Annotated in this window: 13 protein-coding genes; 10 read left to right on the top strand and 3 right to left on the bottom strand. The window is 68.9% G+C overall.

Features of this window, described 5'->3' with window-relative positions; translation table 11 throughout:
- From DW307_RS02805 to DW307_RS02795, 3 genes are all read left to right on the top strand, one after another.
- A partial coding sequence (locus DW307_RS02805; RefSeq protein WP_240750463.1) for a S1C family serine protease occupies positions 1-1,476 on the top strand: 1,476 nt, incomplete at its 5' end.
- A gap of 48 nt (positions 1,477-1,524) precedes the next feature.
- Positions 1,525-2,778 (top strand): CDP-glycerol glycerophosphotransferase family protein, encoded by a 1,254-nt coding sequence (locus DW307_RS02800; protein ID WP_136023860.1) that lies wholly within the window; start codon positions 1,525-1,527, stop codon positions 2,776-2,778.
- A complete protein-coding gene (locus DW307_RS02795; protein WP_029266770.1) occupies positions 2,775-4,211 on the top strand; it encodes a CDP-glycerol glycerophosphotransferase family protein in 1,437 nt (478 codons plus the stop codon). Before DW307_RS02800 ends, DW307_RS02795 begins: the two co-directional genes overlap by 4 nt.
- A 93-nt stretch (positions 4,212-4,304) precedes the next feature.
- On the opposite strand, the gene DW307_RS02790 is transcribed toward DW307_RS02795, so the two are convergent.
- On the bottom strand, positions 4,305-5,378 hold the full coding sequence (locus DW307_RS02790; protein ID WP_029266771.1) for a glycosyltransferase family 2 protein: 1,074 nt from the start codon (positions 5,376-5,378) through the stop codon (positions 4,305-4,307).
- Positions 5,379-5,495: 117 nt separating this feature from the next.
- Here DW307_RS02790 and DW307_RS02785 point away from each other — a divergent pair, with 117 nt between their 5' ends.
- The 6 genes from DW307_RS02785 (at position 5,496) to DW307_RS02760 (ending at position 11,442) form a co-directional block, all read left to right on the top strand.
- On the top strand, positions 5,496-6,779 hold the full coding sequence (locus DW307_RS02785) for a CDP-glycerol glycerophosphotransferase family protein (RefSeq protein WP_136023859.1): 1,284 nt from the start codon (positions 5,496-5,498) through the stop codon (positions 6,777-6,779).
- 2 nt (positions 6,780-6,781) lie between these two features.
- Complete coding sequence (locus tag DW307_RS02780; protein WP_136023858.1) at positions 6,782-7,552, top strand: biotin--[acetyl-CoA-carboxylase] ligase; 771 nt, start codon at positions 6,782-6,784, stop codon at positions 7,550-7,552.
- An 86-nt stretch (positions 7,553-7,638) separates the two neighbouring features.
- Entirely contained in the window at positions 7,639-8,142 is a 504-nt protein-coding gene (locus tag DW307_RS02775; protein ID WP_172889180.1) for a PH domain-containing protein, read from the top strand.
- Between the two features lie 115 nt (positions 8,143-8,257).
- The gene (locus DW307_RS02770; RefSeq protein WP_029258298.1) at positions 8,258-9,382 is read left to right on the top strand and encodes a 5-(carboxyamino)imidazole ribonucleotide synthase; all 1,125 of its coding nucleotides are present in this window, start codon (positions 8,258-8,260) and stop codon (positions 9,380-9,382) included.
- Between the two features lie 141 nt (positions 9,383-9,523).
- Positions 9,524-9,991 (top strand): 5-(carboxyamino)imidazole ribonucleotide mutase, encoded by a 468-nt coding sequence (gene purE / locus DW307_RS02765; RefSeq protein ID WP_136023861.1) that lies wholly within the window; start codon positions 9,524-9,526, stop codon positions 9,989-9,991.
- Complete coding sequence (locus DW307_RS02760; protein WP_136023857.1) at positions 9,988-11,442, top strand: LCP family protein; 1,455 nt, start codon at positions 9,988-9,990, stop codon at positions 11,440-11,442. The genes purE and DW307_RS02760 overlap by 4 nt, the downstream gene beginning before the upstream one ends.
- A 209-nt stretch (positions 11,443-11,651) precedes the next feature.
- On the opposite strand, the gene DW307_RS02755 is transcribed toward DW307_RS02760, so the two are convergent.
- Positions 11,652-12,236, bottom strand: a complete 585-nt coding sequence (locus tag DW307_RS02755) for a hypothetical protein (RefSeq protein WP_021200307.1) — start codon at positions 12,234-12,236, stop codon at positions 11,652-11,654.
- Between the two features lie 143 nt (positions 12,237-12,379).
- Positions 12,380-14,143: a DUF4012 domain-containing protein gene (locus tag DW307_RS02750; RefSeq protein WP_136023856.1), complete on the bottom strand. Its 1,764-nt coding sequence runs from the start codon at positions 14,141-14,143 to the stop codon at positions 12,380-12,382.
- A gap of 122 nt (positions 14,144-14,265) precedes the next feature.
- Between DW307_RS02750 and DW307_RS02745 the strand changes: the two genes are divergently transcribed.
- A complete protein-coding gene (locus tag DW307_RS02745) occupies positions 14,266-15,339 on the top strand; it encodes a glycosyltransferase (protein WP_029266780.1) in 1,074 nt (357 codons plus the stop codon).
- The last annotated feature ends 49 nt before the right edge of the window (positions 15,340-15,388 follow it).

Raw genomic sequence — 15,388 nt, 5'->3', positions numbered from 1 at the left:
GCACCCGTCACACCGGCGTCGGCCGCGCCGGCGCCCGCTGCGCCGGTGCACGGGCATGAGATGCCGTCGACGTTCGCCTCGCAGGCCCCGGCCGCACCGGTGATCGCACCGGTCCTGCAGGGCTACGCGGCACCCGCCGCCACCGCGCCGGCAACCGCCACCGCGCAGGGCGCGGCGTTCGGCATCCCCACCGCATCGTCGTACACCCAGCCGACGCAGCCGCTCGACGGCGGTGCCGGCCTTCCGGGCGAGGGGACGAAGACCAAGGAGCAGAAGCCTCGTAGCGGCGCGAAGTTCGCCGCTTTCATCGTCGCGGCCGCTCTGGTCGGCGGGGTCGCCGGTTTCGGCGGAGGCGCTCTGCTGAACGGGCTCCAGGACCAGCCCTCCTCGGGCACGGCGACCGGGCCGCAGACGGTGACCGTGAACAACCCCGGTTCCGTCAACGAGACCACGGCTGTCGCGACCGCCGCACTCCCGTCCGTCGTCACCATCGAGGTGGCGGGCTCCGACCAGGCAGGCAGTGGATCCGGTGTCATCATCAGCGATGACGGCTACGTGCTCACCAACACGCACGTCGTGACGCTGGGCGGCGCTGTCGCGGATCCGACGATCCGGGTGACCACGTCCGATGGACGCATCTTCGAGGCGACCGTGGTCGGCACCGACCCGATCTACGATCTGGCCGTGATCAAGCTGAAGGATGCCAAGGGGCTCACCCCGATCGACTTCGCCGATTCCTCGAAGCTCAACGTCGGCGACACCGCGGTGGCGCTCGGAGCCCCGCTCGGGCTCGCGAACTCGGTCACGACGGGCATCGTGAGCGCGCTGAACCGGAGCATCCAGATCGCTTCCTCCGCTCTGCCCGACTCGTCCTCCGAGGACGCTCCGAACCAGCAGCAGACGCCCGATCAGGGACAGGGCCAAGGGCCGTTCCAGTTCGACATCCCGGGCAGCGGCACGCCGCAGACCTCGGACTCCATCTCGATCGCCGTGATCCAGACGGATGCCGCGATCAACCACGGGAACTCCGGTGGTGCGCTCGTGAACAGCAAGGGCGAGCTGATCGGTATCAACGTGGCGATCGCGAGCTCGGGAAGCTCCGAGGAGTCGGGCTCGATCGGCATCGGCTTCGCCATCCCGTCGAACATCGCCAAGCGGGTCTCCGACGAGATCATCGCCGACGGTGCGGCGACGCACGGCCTTCTCGGCGCCTCGGTCCAGGACGCGTCGAGCGTGCAGGGTGCCACCGTCTCCGGCGCGTACATCGCCAAGGCGACGGACGGCGGCGCTGCGGCTGCGGCCGGCATCCAGGAGGGCGACGTCGTCACCACGTTCAACGGAGTCCCGATCACCAGCGCGAGCGATCTCACCGCTCAGGTGCGTGCGGCGGCGGCCGGCAGCGATGCCAAGGTCACCTACGTGCGCGGCGGCAAGCAGTACGACGTCGAGGTGAAGCTCGGCGAACTCGCCGGCTGAAGCCCACCGCGCGCCGAGAAGGACGCCACCCCGCGATAGGCTCGCGGGGTGGCGTCCTTCTCTTTCGGCACCGGCAATGCGGCCAAGCTCCTGCGGATCCCGCTGTATGCCGTCGGACGCATCGGCACGGTCCTCCTTCCGCGCGGTCGGCGCTGGGTCTTCGGCTGCGGAGCCGGGGTGGGCGACGGCGCCCTCGCACTGCAGCGCTTCGCATCGGCGGCCGGCCACGACACGATATGGCTCACATCGTCGGAGCGCGAGGACCGGGATGCGGCGGCGCTCGGCATCCGGTCCGCGCGCAAGGGCGGGCTTCGCGGCTGGTGGCACACAGCGCGGGCCGGGGTGCTCGTCGTGACGCACGGGCTCGGCGATGTGAACCGCTACGCGAACGGCGGCGCCTTCGTGGTGCAGCTCTGGCATGGGATCCCCCTGAAGCGCATCGGCCTGGACTCGCCCGCGACGACCCAGGTTCCGAATGTTCCCGGCGCAGCGCTGCTCCGCCGTGCCGTCGGCATCCTCTACCGCGCGGCGGCCCAGCGCATCCGAGTGCTCCCCGCGGCTTCGCACCGCGCGAGAGGGCGTCTGGAGTCCGCCTTCGGACTCGGGGGCGACCGCGTGGTGGTGACCGGAGAACCCCGAGTCGACGTGCTCTCGCGTGGTGCGGTCGACGAGGTGCGGTCGGCGGCATCCACTCTTCTCCGTGCAGTGGCGGGAGAGATCCCCCAGACGGCGCGCTCCATCCTGTATGCGCCCACCTGGCGTGACGGTGCCCCCGACCCGGCGGTTCCCACCGCCGACGAGTGGATCCGCATCCTCCGGCTCCTCGAAGAACGTGACGCCGTCCTTTTCGTACGCTCGCATCCTCTCGGCGAAGGCGGGTATGCGCCGCCACTTCCGAGCAGGCGGGTGCGCGCGCTCGGGGCCCCAGTGCTGGCGGACGTGACGCCGGCGCTCGCGGCATTCGACGTGCTCGTGACCGACTACTCGTCACTCGCGTACGACGTCGGTCTCCTGCGCATGCCGGTGCTCTTCCTGGCCCCCGATGCGGAGGAGTACGCCACCACCCGTGGGTTCTACGGTCGGTTCGACGACGTCGCGGGCCCGAATGCCGCCGCTGACTGGACGGAACTGCTCGCGCAGCTCGACGCCCTCCTCGCAGACGATGCCGTCCGCGACGCGGCATCCGTCCGTTCCGCTACGCTCAGCGCGGAGATGCACGCGTATCGGGACGGACGCAACACCGAACGCGTCTATCAGGTCATCCGCGCACGGGGGATTCCCGCGCCGAAGGGAGCAGTATGACAACGGCCCGCATCGATGACGCGGCGGAGGCCCTGATCATCGAAGGGACCGGTCAGCGACCGGAGACGGCCGACCTGCGCGGACCGCGGGCGCACGTCGAGGCTCGTATCAGCGGAGGCGGCGCGACCTGGAAGGCGACGTTCCCGCTGCAGGCATCGCGTTGGGGCGGGCCCTCGCTCCCGCTGCCGACCGGCTCCTACGAACTGCGGATCGCCGGCGCCGACCTCGACGGCGTGCGCATCGCTCCGGTGGTGCTCACCGGGGTGCGCATCGCCGTCGAGGCCGGTGTCGTGCGCATCGCCGCGCCGATCGATCCGGTGTACGAGACGGCGGAAGGACGATCCACCCTCGAGGAGAGGTACGTCGCACAGGCGGGAGGCACGGAGAACGCCGTGTTCTTCGAGAGCTTCTACGGACGCAGCGTCGGCTGCAACCCTCGGGCCATCGACCGGGAACTGGCGGCGCGAGCCCCCCAGGTGCGACGGTATTGGAGTGTGGTCGACCTCTCCGTCGAGGTGCCGGAGGGCGCGATCGCGGTCGTCGAGGGCAGCCCGCAGTGGTGGCACGCACGCGGAGCCGCTCGACTGCTCGTGGTGAACGACTGGCTGCGACGGCGCTTCGCTCGCAAGCCCGGCCAGAAGGTGCTCCAGACCTGGCATGGCACACCCCTCAAGCGGCTCGCGCTGCACCGTCCCGGTTTCGATCCGCGCCGGATGGCGGCGGTCGTGAAGGAATCCCGGCGCTGGGACGTCCTGCTGGCGCAGAACCCGTATTCCGAGCGCATCCTCCGGAAGGCGTACGCCTTCTTCGGGCGACCGATCTGGGTGGAGGGATACCCCAGGAACGATGCGCTCACGACGGGTGATCCCGTCGCGGTCCGTGCAGCGCTCGGCATCGGCCCCGACGAGCGGGTGCTGCTCTACGCGCCGACCTGGCGTGACGATCGCGCCGAGATGGTCGACTTCGTCGACGCGGAGCTTCTGGCACGCCAGGCGAACGCCGTGGTCCTCGTCCGCGGTCACTCCCGCACTCTGGAACAGGGGCGGGATCTCGCCGGTGCACGGGTCATCGATGTGACCGGCTACCCGGAGACGGCGCGGCTGCTGCTCGCCGCGGATGCGCTGATCACCGACTACTCCTCGGTCATGTTCGACTTCAGCGTCACCGGCAAGCCGATGTACTTCCTCGTGCCCGACATCGATCACTATCGCGGACAGCTGCGCGGTTTCTACTTCGATCTCGCGGAGAGGGCGCCCGGTCCGCTCGTGCGGACGCAGGAGGAGCTCACCGCTGCCCTCGACGACGAGCGCCATGAGGCGACGTATGCGGATCGCTATGCCGCCTGGCGTCAGCAGTTCAACGCTCGCGACGACGGTCATGCCGCGCGGCGCGTGGTCGACCGCATCCTGGACCTCGGGTTCGTCACGGCCTGAGCGCGGCGGGGCGCGAGCACGCTCGCGTGGAACACCTCCGGCGAGAGATCTCGTCAGCGGGGGTGTCAGCTCGACGGTTTCCGTACGAGGGGGTCAGGGCAGCGGGGTGTTGCGGGTGCCGAGACGCGAGGCGTCCACGGTGTCGTGGGCTCCCCGGAGCACGCCGCCGAGGAAGCCCAGACCCCAGGAGATGTGCATCGTCGGCAGGACGAGGAGCGTCCACATCCGCTGTCGCACGCCCCCTCCGCCGGGAGCCAGCGCGACGCCGAGGATGAGCAGCAGGTAGAGGGCGAGCGGTCCGTACACGAGAAGGGAGGCGACCATCGAGGCCACCCCGGTGAGCACGCCGGTCACCTGCAGGACCCCGACGAGGACGGCGAGGGCGACGACCACGACAAGCGCGGGCGGGGCGAAGTATCGAAGCCCGTTGCTCCGTCCGAACCGCCGAACGAGCTCGCCCCGCCAGGCTCCGGTGGCACGGAACTGTCGGGCCAGACGCAGCCAGCTCTCCCGTGGCCAGTAGGTGACGGACAGGTCGGGGTCGAACCAGACCCGATGACCTGCCTGGCGGATCCGGAGGTTGAGCTCCCAGTCCTCGCCGCGTCGAATCGTCTCGTCGAACAACCCGACCTCGTCGAGCACGTCACGCCGCATCACGCCGAGGTAGGCCGACTCCGCCTCGCCTTCCTGGGAGCTCCCGTGATATGCGCCACCACCGAGCCCGACCGGCGAGTTGTACAGACGCGCCACGGCCTTCTGGAAGGGGGTGCGTCCTTCGGCATGCATCACGCCGCCGACGTTCGCGGAGTCGGTGCGTTCCAGGGTCTTCAGCGCCCGAGCGGCGTACCCGGGGGAGAGCTCGGAGTGCGCGTCCACGCGCACGATCGTGTCGTAGCGGCTTGCGCGGATCGCGGCGTTCAGGCCGACGGGGATGTGCGCCGCAGGATTGTCGACCAGCCGGATGCGGTCGTCCGCGTCGGCGAGCCGTCGCGCGAGCTCGGTGGTGCCGTCCGTCGACGGCCCCAGCGCGAGCACGAGTTCGGTGGGAGCGTCGACATCCTGTGCGAGCACCGACGCGATCGCGTGTTCGAGGTATGCACGCTCGTTGAGCACCGGCATCACGAAGGACACCCCGGGCCGGGGAGTGGGGAATTCGTCTGCGGGCACATGACGATCATGGCACGGCGTCGACGGACGTTGCCTGAGGGGGTGGGAGGGGCAGACCTCGGGTACGTGGCTGGGGCTCAGCCGGAGGAAGCGACGCGGACGAACTATTCTGGAGGGATGGGTGCACTGTCTGACGCGAAGAAGGCATATCGTCTGCTGAAGCGGGCGCTCGCGTCTCGCACCGCTGTGCAGCGTGTGCGGCGGCGTCTCGCCGAGCGCGAACCGCTTCCGGCCGATCATTTCAAGGTCGCGGTCTACTTCGCCGACGGCGCGGTGAACATGTACCAGATGCGCCAGTGGTACCGCCCGCTCGCCGAGCTCTCGAAGCGCTGGCCCGTCGTCGTGCTCTCCCGCCAGGCGACCGGGACCGAGAAGCTGCTCGAGGAGGATTCGCCGCCCGTGGCTTTCGTGCCGAAGGTGCGCGACATGGAACGCTTCATCGCGACCCAGGACATCCGCCTGGTGCTCTACGTGAACCAGAACACTCGGAACTTCCAGATGTTCCGCTACGGGCGGCGTTGGCACGTGTTCATCAACCACGGCGAGTCCGACAAGATGTACATGACGACGAACCAGTACAAGGCCTACGACTACGCGTTCGTCGCCGGACAGGCCGCCCGTGATCGTCTCTCGCGCACGCTGTGGGACTACGACGTCGACCGCCGCACGATCGAGATCGGTCGCCCGCAGGCCGATCATTACGCCGGCACCCTTCCGTACACTCCCGATGAGCGCACCGTGGTGCTCTACGCGCCGACGTGGGAGGGAGACCGACCCAGCGCGCACTACGGTTCGATCGCATCGCACGGCGAGGTTCTCGTGTCTCGCCTGCTCGCGACCGGCGCCCACCGTGTCATCTACCGTCCCCACCCTCGCAGCGGGGTCGTCGACGAGGAGTACGGAGCCGCGCACCGACGGATCGTGGCTGCGATCCATGCGGCGAACGCGGCGGACCCGAACGCACACCACATCTACGATGCAGCTCCGGAACTCGGTTGGCAGCTGACGGCGGCTGACGTCGCGATCGTCGACATCTCCGCGATGGTGTACGACCGGCTTGCGGCGGGGAAGCCGCTGATGATCACGCGTCCGACCGACGAGCAGGCATCGATCGACACGCAGGGCTACCTGGCGGACTGCGAATGGTTGACCGCCGAGGCGGCGGCCGACATCGTGGCCGAGGTCGACCGCGTCCGCGCGGATGAGGCTGCGATCGCCCGGTTGCGGATGTGGGTCCAGCACTATTTCGGTGACACGACGCACGGGGTGGCCACCGCGAAGTTCCATGCGGCTGTCGACGGCCTCATGCAGGAGTGGGAGCGCTGGCAGGCTCACGAGGTCGGGACCGTTCGAACCGACGAGGACGACGACGACGACGAGGAAGCCGACGAGGACTCCTGATCATGGAGCTCCCCCTCGCGCGTGCGATCGCCGCTCGTCTCGATCTGGTGGGTGCCACCGGCTCCACGAACGCCGATCTGCGCGCGCACGCGTCCGATGCCGACGCGTGGCCGCACCTAGCCGTTCTGGTCACGCACGACCAGACGGCCGGACGTGGCCGCCTCGACCGCACCTGGACGGCACCCGCGGGCGCGGCCATCGCCGTCTCGGTCCTGCTTCGGGCGCTTCCCGCCGATCCTGCCGCGCGCGGGTGGATTCCGCTCGCCGCAGGGCTGGCCATGGCGGAGGCGATCGCTGAGCAGCTTCCGACGCACGACGTCGCCGTGAAGTGGCCGAACGATGTCCTCGTGGATGGACGCAAGATCTGCGGCATCCTCGCGGAAGCGACGACGGACGCCGTCGTTCTCGGCGCCGGCGTGAACACCGCCATGACGGCCGAGCAGCTTCCCGTGCCGTCGGCCACGTCGTTCGCCGCACTCGGCGCCGTCGCGGAAGACGATCTCCTGCTCTCCAGCTACCTCGAGAGACTCGACGGACTGCTCTCCGCGCTGACCGTCACGGAGAACGCGGTCGTGAGCGGTCTGCACGGCGCCGTGTCGGCGCGGTGCGCGACTCTCGGGCAGACGGTGCGGGTATCGCTGCCGGCTGGACGCTCTCTCGAAGGAGTGGCGACGGCGATCGACCCGGACGGTCGTCTTCTCGTCGAATCCGAAGGTCTCGAGCACGCGATCTCTGCGGGGGATGTCGTGCACGTGCGCCCGGCCGGAAGCTGACACGCCGCCGCACAGACGGCTTTGTCGCAGATCACGGGCACAATGGTGGGGTGACCCAGCCTGTGACGCTCGGCGGGCGGCCCCTGATGCCGCCGCCCGGTACGCCTTCGGAGGAGCTGTTGATCGCGCGCTTCCGAAGCCACGCACGTCGGCTGTTCTGGTCGGCTCTCGTCCTCATCGCCACCTTCGGGGCGACGGCATACTTCTTCGGCAACCTCCCGGCGGGGTTCGAGGACTGGATGCTCCTCGCCGCGGCGGGTGCGCTGTTGCTGTTCGCCGTCGTGCTGCCGTTCATCGTCTGGTACTCGCGGAGCACCACCGTCACGACGCGGCGGGTCATCGTCCGCCAGGGGATCGGTTCTCGTCGGCGCCATGAGATGTCGCATGCCCGGGGCTACACGATCGCCGTTCGGCGGGGGCCCTTGCAGCGGTTGTGGGGGTCGGGCACGATCACCCTCTCGAACGGCGTCGACGCGCCGCTGCGACTGCCGAACGTGCCGAACGTGACTCTGGTGCACGAGACTCTTGCCGACCAGATCGAGGTCGGGCAGATCCTCGCCCACCGCGACGCGCAGGCCGTCGGCGACTGAGTTCCCTCGCCGGGCATGCCGCGGAGCGAGCCGGCGCCGGCGACGCCCGTCGGCAACCGGTCGTGCGCGCCCGGTCGCGTGCGGAAGAATGGGTGCAGACGAATGGAGGCGGCACATGGCGTTGCGTGTTGGCGTGATCGGCGGAGGACAGCTGGCCCGGATGATGATCGCTCCGGCGGTCGAGCTCGGGATCGAACTGCGGGTGCTCGCAGAGGGGGAGGGGATGTCTGCCGAGCTGGCGTCCACCGCCGTGGGCGACTACCGCGATCTTGATACGGTGCGGGCTTTCGCGGCCGGCGTCGATGTCGTGACCTTCGATCATGAGCACGTGCCGCAGGACGTTCTCCGACAGCTGGTCGCGGACGGCGTCTCCGTGCACCCGGGGCCGGATGCGCTCCAGTACGCCCAGGACAAGCTCGTGATGCGCGCGCGCCTCGCAGAGCTGGGGATCCCTCAGCCCGAATGGGCGGCTGTGCGCACCGCCGCCGAACTGCAGGTCTTCCTGGACGAGCACGCCGGAGCAGGCGTGGTGAAGACGCCACGCGGAGGCTATGACGGCAAAGGCGTGCGGGTCGTGCGTGCGGCGGAGGAGGCACAGGACTGGCTGGCGGCGCTCGCCGACGGAGACGCCCTGCTCGTCGAGGAGCTCGTCCCGTTCGTGCGTGAGCTCGCCCAGCAGGTGGCGCGTGGCGTCGGCGGCGAGATCGTCGCCTACCCCGTCGTCGAGACCGTTCAGCGCGACGGGGTATGTGCCGAGGTCATCGCCCCGGCTCCTGCCGCGACCGAGCGTTTGGTGGAGGTCGCGGAGTCGATCGGTCGCACCATCGCGGAAGGTCTGGGCGTGACGGGCATGCTGGCGGTCGAGCTGTTCGAGACCGACGACGAGCGGATACTCGTCAACGAGCTCGCGATGCGTCCGCACAACAGCGGCCACTGGAGTCAGGACGGCGCCGTCACCGGCCAGTTCGAACAGCATCTGCGGGCGGTCGCCGATCTTCCTCTCGGGAGCACCGCGCCGCGCGCCGCCTGGTCAGTGATGGTGAACATCCTCGGCGGCCCGGCCGAAGGGACGTTGGACGAGCGCTTCGGGGCCGCGATGTCTGAGCACCCGCAGGCGAAGATCCACACCTACGGGAAGGCGCCCCGGCCCGGTCGGAAGGTCGGCCACGTGAACGTTGCAGACGATGATCTCGACGATGCGGTCTACGTCGCCCGTGCCGTCGCCGCGCACTTCGTCTGATCAGATCGCATGTGGCGGCTCTTCGCCGACACATGCGCGGCAAGTGGTGTGCCGTTCGGGGAATCTCACAGCGGCAGACCGTACCCTGATCTGGTGACCGAGCCACTGCACTCTTCCGCCGAGCCCCTGGTCGGCGTCGTGATGGGATCCGACTCCGACTGGCGCGTGATGAGCGATGCATCTCAGGCGCTCACGGAGTTCGGGATCCCCCACGAGGTGGAGGTCGTCTCCGCGCACCGCACACCCGACAAGCTCATGTCGTACGCGCGCGACGCGCGTTCACGCGGCATCCGCGTCATCATCGCCGGTGCCGGGGGAGCCGCCCATCTGCCCGGCATGCTCGCCTCCATGACACCGCTTCCCGTCGTCGGCGTGCCGGTGCCGCTCGCATATCTCGACGGCATGGATTCCCTGCTGTCGATCGTGCAGATGCCCGCGGGTATCCCGGTGGCGACCGTGTCCATCGGCGGGGCGCGCAACGCCGGTCTGCTGGCCGCGCGGATTCTCGGAACGTCGGATGAGGCTCTCGCCGATCGCGTCGAGGAGTACGCACGTGCGCTCGAGGCGCAGGTCGAGGAGAAGAACGAACGGCTGAAGGGTTCACTGTGACTCTTGCGCCTCCGCGCGCAACACGGCGCCCGCTCATCGAGACCCGGCCGCTGCGGCATCCTGATCCCGCCGATTCGGGGACGATGGTCAAACGCGGGTGGTGGCTGATCGCGGTGAACCTCCTGGTTCCGGGCTCCGCGCAGGTGCTCGCCGGCAACCGTCGCCTCGGGCGATTCGGTCTCGGAGCCACGTTGCTCTCCTGGTTCCTCGCGATCGTGGCACTGGGCCTCGCGCTCTTCGCCCGCCCTGTCCTGCTCTGGCTCACGATCGGTGGCGGGTTCTTCTCCGCCGTGGTCCTGACGATCGTGCAGGTGCTGCTGGTGGGGTACGTCGTGCTCTGGGCCGTGCTCACCTTCGACACTCTCCGCCTGGTGCGACTCGTGAAAGTGCCTGGGCCGTCCCGATTCGCCATCCCGGTCGTCGCGTTGGTGCTGTTGGGACTCGTGGGAGGCGGCGCAGGCTACGCTGCGACCGCCGTCGGATCGGTGCGCAACACGATCGGCTCGATCTTCGGACAGAGCGGACCGAGCGTGCAGCCCAGCGACGGCTACTACAACATCCTTCTCCTCGGCGCCGACAGCGGTGACGGGCGCGATTCGATGCGGTTCGACAGCATCTCGGTGGTCTCGGTGAACGCGGACACCGGGGCTGTCACGATCACCGGTATCCCGCGAGAGCTTCCGAATGCGCCGTTCAGCGACGGCAGTCCGATGCAGGAGCTGTATCCGAACGGGTTCGAAGGCCATGGCTCATCGACCTGCGGCTGGAACGGCTGGATGAACCATGTACGCAACGCCGCGGAGGTCTGTCGAGAGGATGGTGGCACCGGCCTCTATCCGGATGCCAAGGCCAACGGCTCGGAACCCGGGATCGAGGCGACGAAGGACGCGGCGGAGGGAGTTCTCGGAATCGAGATCCCGTACTACGTCTTCGTCGACATGCACGGCTTCGCAGAGCTCGTCGACGCTCTGGGCGGCGTGGAGATCGACGTCACCGAGCGTCTGCCGAAGGGCGGCCCGCCGGAGGGATGGACGGGCAGCGATGTGAACGAGTGGGCTATCGGATGGATCGAGCCCGGCAAGCAGCGCATGGATGGCGATACGGCGCAGTGGTACGCCCGCTCGCGGTACACCACCAGCGACTGGGATCGCATGAAGCGTCAGAGAGAGCTGCAGGCCGCGATTCTGGCGCAGTTCACCCCGCAGACGGTTCTCACGCGTTTCAACGAGGTGGCCGCGGCGGGGACGGCGCTGATCAGCACCGACCTTCCCTCCGACAAGCTCCCGGAGTTCTTCGATCTGATGCTCAAGGCCAAGGAGCAACCGGTCATCTCGATCGAACTCACACCCGAGACCGGCGTGGACGAGCACCAGCCCGACTACGCATTCATCCACGAGATGATCCAGCAGAAGCTGCATCCTCCGACGGAGACGCCGACTCCTGAGCCGTGACCCCGGGTGTCCCGGAGCGGCGGAATTCTGTGCGGGTCCGTGCCCGCTGGAGCGCGAGGTCAGTGCGCATGACAAAGCCCACGGTCGCCTCCCGAAGGAGAGCGGCCGTGGGCTTCCGGTGGGTTCCACCGGATGCACCAGACGACGGTGATCGGAGGGGGAGGGATCACCGTCGTCCAGTCGACCACCGCACGAGGCGGCAGCCGGACCTAGGCGCGCTTGCGGCGTGCAGCTCCGACCGCGACGAGTGCTCCGCCGGCGACCAGCGCAGCTGCTCCGCCGCCGAGGATCCACGGCGAGACGTTCCCGCCCGTGAGGGCCAGCTCGATACCCCCGCCGGTGAGCGGCAGCTCAGAACCTGCGGCCGCGACTCCAGGATCGTGGTCGCAGCTCACGGCAGCATCGTGGCCGTGCGAGACCGTGATCGTCGCCGTGTACGCACGCGAGCCGTTGAAGGCGACGGCGTAGGAGCCCTCTCCGTCGGACGGCGGACGGAACGTGAGCGTCAGGCTGCCGTCTCCGGCAGCGGTGTTGCCGGAGACCGCGGCTTTCCCTGCGTTGTAGCCGGAAACCGAAACGTTCACGTTCTCGGACGGCAGGAAGTAGCCCGGTCCGAACACGATCGTCGAGGCTTCGCAGATGTCGATGATCGGATCGCCGACCTTGGCGCCGGGAGGCGTCGGATACGAGTCGGACGACGCGGACGGAACCGTCGGCGCAGCGGTTGCGACGGTGGGCGCGACGAGTACGAGCGCGCCGGCGGCAAGGCTGATGGCAGCCAGTTTCTTCAGCATGATTTCTCCCCAGAATTTCACGCGGAATCGCCTTTGGATACACCCCTGCATCCAACTGCGTGACGTCGTCCTGCCCCCACGGCAGGATTGCGGACGTCAGATATTCCCCAGTGAGTCGACAGTACCCTATCGAGCTGTTAATGTCACGAAGCGCATCGGAGCGGTGATCGAGTCGTGACGGGGGTGTCGATCAGCGGGGTGTGCAGCACTTCGGTGAGACGCTCACCTGCGCCGGTGCCCTGGAACTCGATCGTGATCGTGGTCGATTCTCCGGGCGCGAGGGAGACCTCGTGCTGCACCGCCGATCGATCCCCGATCATCGCCGTCTGCACGCCCTCCTCTGCGCCGTCCCGATCGATATGCGACGGTGTCGACCCCTCGGGGCCGTATACGGCGATCAGAGTGCGCACCGTTCCTGCCGGTACGCCGTAGAAGCCATCGGCCGTGACGTAGGCGGGCAGGGTGGTCGCGGCGTCGGCGGGGGCTGTGTTCGTCCACGTCACCCGCACCTGCGTGGTGGGTGTTCCCTGGCACGTGCCGACCGATGTCGAGATGGCGGCGCGGGTGTAGTAGTCCATCTTGCCGCCGGTGGTGTCGTTCATCAGCACCCCGACGGAGGTCGTATCGGAGGTGTCGTCGGGGATCGTCCCGCCCAGGGCGGAAGCCGCGAGCACGGTCTCCTCGGGCTCGTGGGCACTCCAGATGCGGATGCGTCCCTCGGCCGCCGAGTCAGAGAGAGCTCCGAGCAGTGCGCGCGGTTCCGCGCGGGACAGGGCGGCACCGAACAGGGCTCCAGCGGCCTGAGCGAAGATCTCGTCCTGTACCGCGGGATCGGGGACGGCAGCGTAGATCGCCGACAGGAGGATGTCGGTGATGTTCTCGGACGTGGCCGTGAAGGGGCCGAACGTGAGATCTCCGGTCGCGGCGATCAGATGCTTCGCGACGACGGCGTCCACGGCGATGACGCCGTCCACGGTCCCGCCGAACCGTCCCTCCCACCGCGCGGCGATGGCGGCGCCGGCCTCACGGAAATCAGGGATGCTGGTGAGATTCTGCAGATATCGGCCGGGGCGATCCTCGAACAGGGCGATCGTGGAGTCGCTGAGAGGCAGGCCGGTCTCCAGCGGAGGAAAGTCCCGAGTCGATGCCTGGGTCTGAAGCGAGATCTTGCCGCCCTCGGCATGCAGCAGGGCGATCGATCCGATGATCCCGCCCGAGGATCGCAGCTCCGCGTTGTTCTGCATCGCGAGCACATAGTTGCGCGGGCCTTCGCCGCCGAGCATCGTCGGCAGCAGCACGGCGGCGCCGTGGAGCGAGCCGACGACGGTCGCCGCCTCGTCGACCGATGAACGCATGGTGCGGATGGCATCGGCGAGCGGGGGGAGCGTGGCGTCCGCGTCGATGCGTCTGCCCTTCGACTCCGCGGTGCCGAGCGCCGTGTCCGCGGCGCCGAGCGGGCCGGCGATCTCGGCGAACGGTGCGAGGTCGATGGTTCCGCCGGCGAAGCCGAGGCTCGCCAGGTCGAAGTCCGCGGCAACATCCAGGAGCGGCGTGAGGGCGTCGTTCGACACATCGTCGGCGATCTCGGCGATGTCGCTCACAGCGCTGAAGTTCGGTCCGATCCAGGGGAGGGCGCCGAAAGCGTGCCACACCGGGTCGGAGGTCAGGGCGTGCGCGGATTCCGCGTTGTGAGCGATGCTCCGCGCGATCGGCCTCGCGCCGTCGAGATCACCGGTAGCGATCGAGGCCTTCAGCTGCGAGGCACCCTTCGCGACCTGCTGAAGGTCGTTCACGGCGCCGATCCCGCGGACGGTGACCCAGCCGACGGCGATGAGGAGAAGGGTCAGCAGAATGCCGACGGTCCACCCGATCCATCGGCGCCGGACGGGAAGTCGACCATCGCTCACCCGAGCATTCAAGCATGAACCGCTGCGGCCGTGGTGGGCGAAAACTGTGCGAACGCTGACACTACGGCGGCGCGAGCGCTGACCTCACGGGGGGAGCGGCACAGCGGGGATAGCCTGTGTGCATGGGTGCTCGACTGCGTGTTGTTCTGGATCAGCTCGTGGATGTCGTCGATGCCGATCACGCGGACGCCGCGGTGGGAATCACCGCCGGTCTGGTCGCGACCGCCCCCTCCGGTTGCGCCGTGGACGCCATCGTTCCGGCCGGCGCGTCCGTGCCTGTGGCGGGAATAGGGGACATCCGCACGCTCGGGATGGGGCGTCGTGAACTCGCCGCAGCCTGGCAGCTCGGGATCGCTCCGGGTGTCGGCGGCGGACTCATCCATTCGCCGACGCTGATGGCGCCCCTTGTGCGCCATGATCGGGTGCACGACAACCACCAGACCACGGTCACGGTGTGGGATCTGCGAGCCTGGGATGCGCCGGAGCTGCTGTCCAAGGGGAATGCGGCCTGGCAGCGAGGCATGCTCCGTCGAGCTGTGAGACATGCCGACGCAGTGGTGGTGCCGTCTCACGCCGTTGCCGAGCGTCTTTCGGAGCTGGCGAAGATCGGCGACCGCGTGCGGGTGATCGCGGGCGCACCGCCGCAGGGATTCGACGTTCCCCGTGATGCCGCCGCACGTCGCCATGCTCTCTCGCTACCGGATGAGTACGTGGTCCTGAGCGGATCTCCCGCGAACCTGTCCGACGGGTTCCGAGGCGCGGCGGCCGCTGGTCTGGACGCTGTCATCGTCGATGCTCCCGACGGCGCGGAACCTCGCTACGCCGACGCGGCGTCGGCTGCAGGTCTTCCCGAGCGGCGTGCGCACGTGAGAGGAAGGCTGAGCGTCGAGGACCGCGCGGCGGTTCTGGACGGGGCCGCTGCTTTCGTGGCGACCGAGGCCGTGGCAGGGTGGCCGTGGCGTGCAGTCGAGGCCATGGTGCTGGGTATCCCGGTGGTGGCTGTCTCCAGCGGCTCGCACCACGACGTCATCGCCGACGGAGGGATTCTCGTCCCGTCCAGGGAGATCTCCGACGCCGTGGTGGAGGCGGCTGGGGGAGCGGCGGAGAGACTCCGAGTGCTTGCCGCCGATCGGTCGCGCGCGTTCTCCTGGGCGAGCTCGGCGGAACGCCTCTGGGGCCTGCACGCCGACTTGTGATTCGCTGAGAGCAACCTGCGCATACGGGCGACACGCCGAAAAGTTGTGG

It is taken from the genome of Microbacterium sp. K27 (genome assembly GCF_004794435.1).
Taxonomy (GTDB): Bacteria; Actinomycetota; Actinomycetes; order Actinomycetales; family Microbacteriaceae; genus Microbacterium; species Microbacterium maritypicum_A.
The sequence above is the reverse complement of the archived record's forward strand: the minus strand, read 5'-3'. Positions and strand labels throughout refer to the sequence as shown.

Bases quoted from the DNA above. Each gene is read 5' to 3' on its own strand.
- DW307_RS02795 (WP_029266770.1), top strand. From the start codon at position 2,775: ATGACAACGGCCCGCATCGATGACGCGGCGGAGGCCCTGATCATCGAA.
- DW307_RS02785 (WP_136023859.1), top strand. From the start codon at position 5,496: ATGGGTGCACTGTCTGACGCGAAGAAGGCATATCGTCTGCTGAAGCGG.
- DW307_RS02780 (WP_136023858.1), top strand. From the start codon at position 6,782: ATGGAGCTCCCCCTCGCGCGTGCGATCGCCGCTCGTCTCGATCTGGTG.
- DW307_RS02775 (WP_172889180.1), top strand. From the start codon at position 7,639: ATGCCGCCGCCCGGTACGCCTTCGGAGGAGCTGTTGATCGCGCGCTTC.
- DW307_RS02770 (WP_029258298.1), top strand. From the start codon at position 8,258: ATGGCGTTGCGTGTTGGCGTGATCGGCGGAGGACAGCTGGCCCGGATG.
- purE (WP_136023861.1), top strand. From the start codon at position 9,524: ATGGGATCCGACTCCGACTGGCGCGTGATGAGCGATGCATCTCAGGCG.
- DW307_RS02755 (WP_021200307.1), bottom strand. From the start codon at position 12,236: ATGCTGAAGAAACTGGCTGCCATCAGCCTTGCCGCCGGCGCGCTCGTA.
- DW307_RS02745 (WP_029266780.1), top strand. From the start codon at position 14,266: ATGGGTGCTCGACTGCGTGTTGTTCTGGATCAGCTCGTGGATGTCGTC.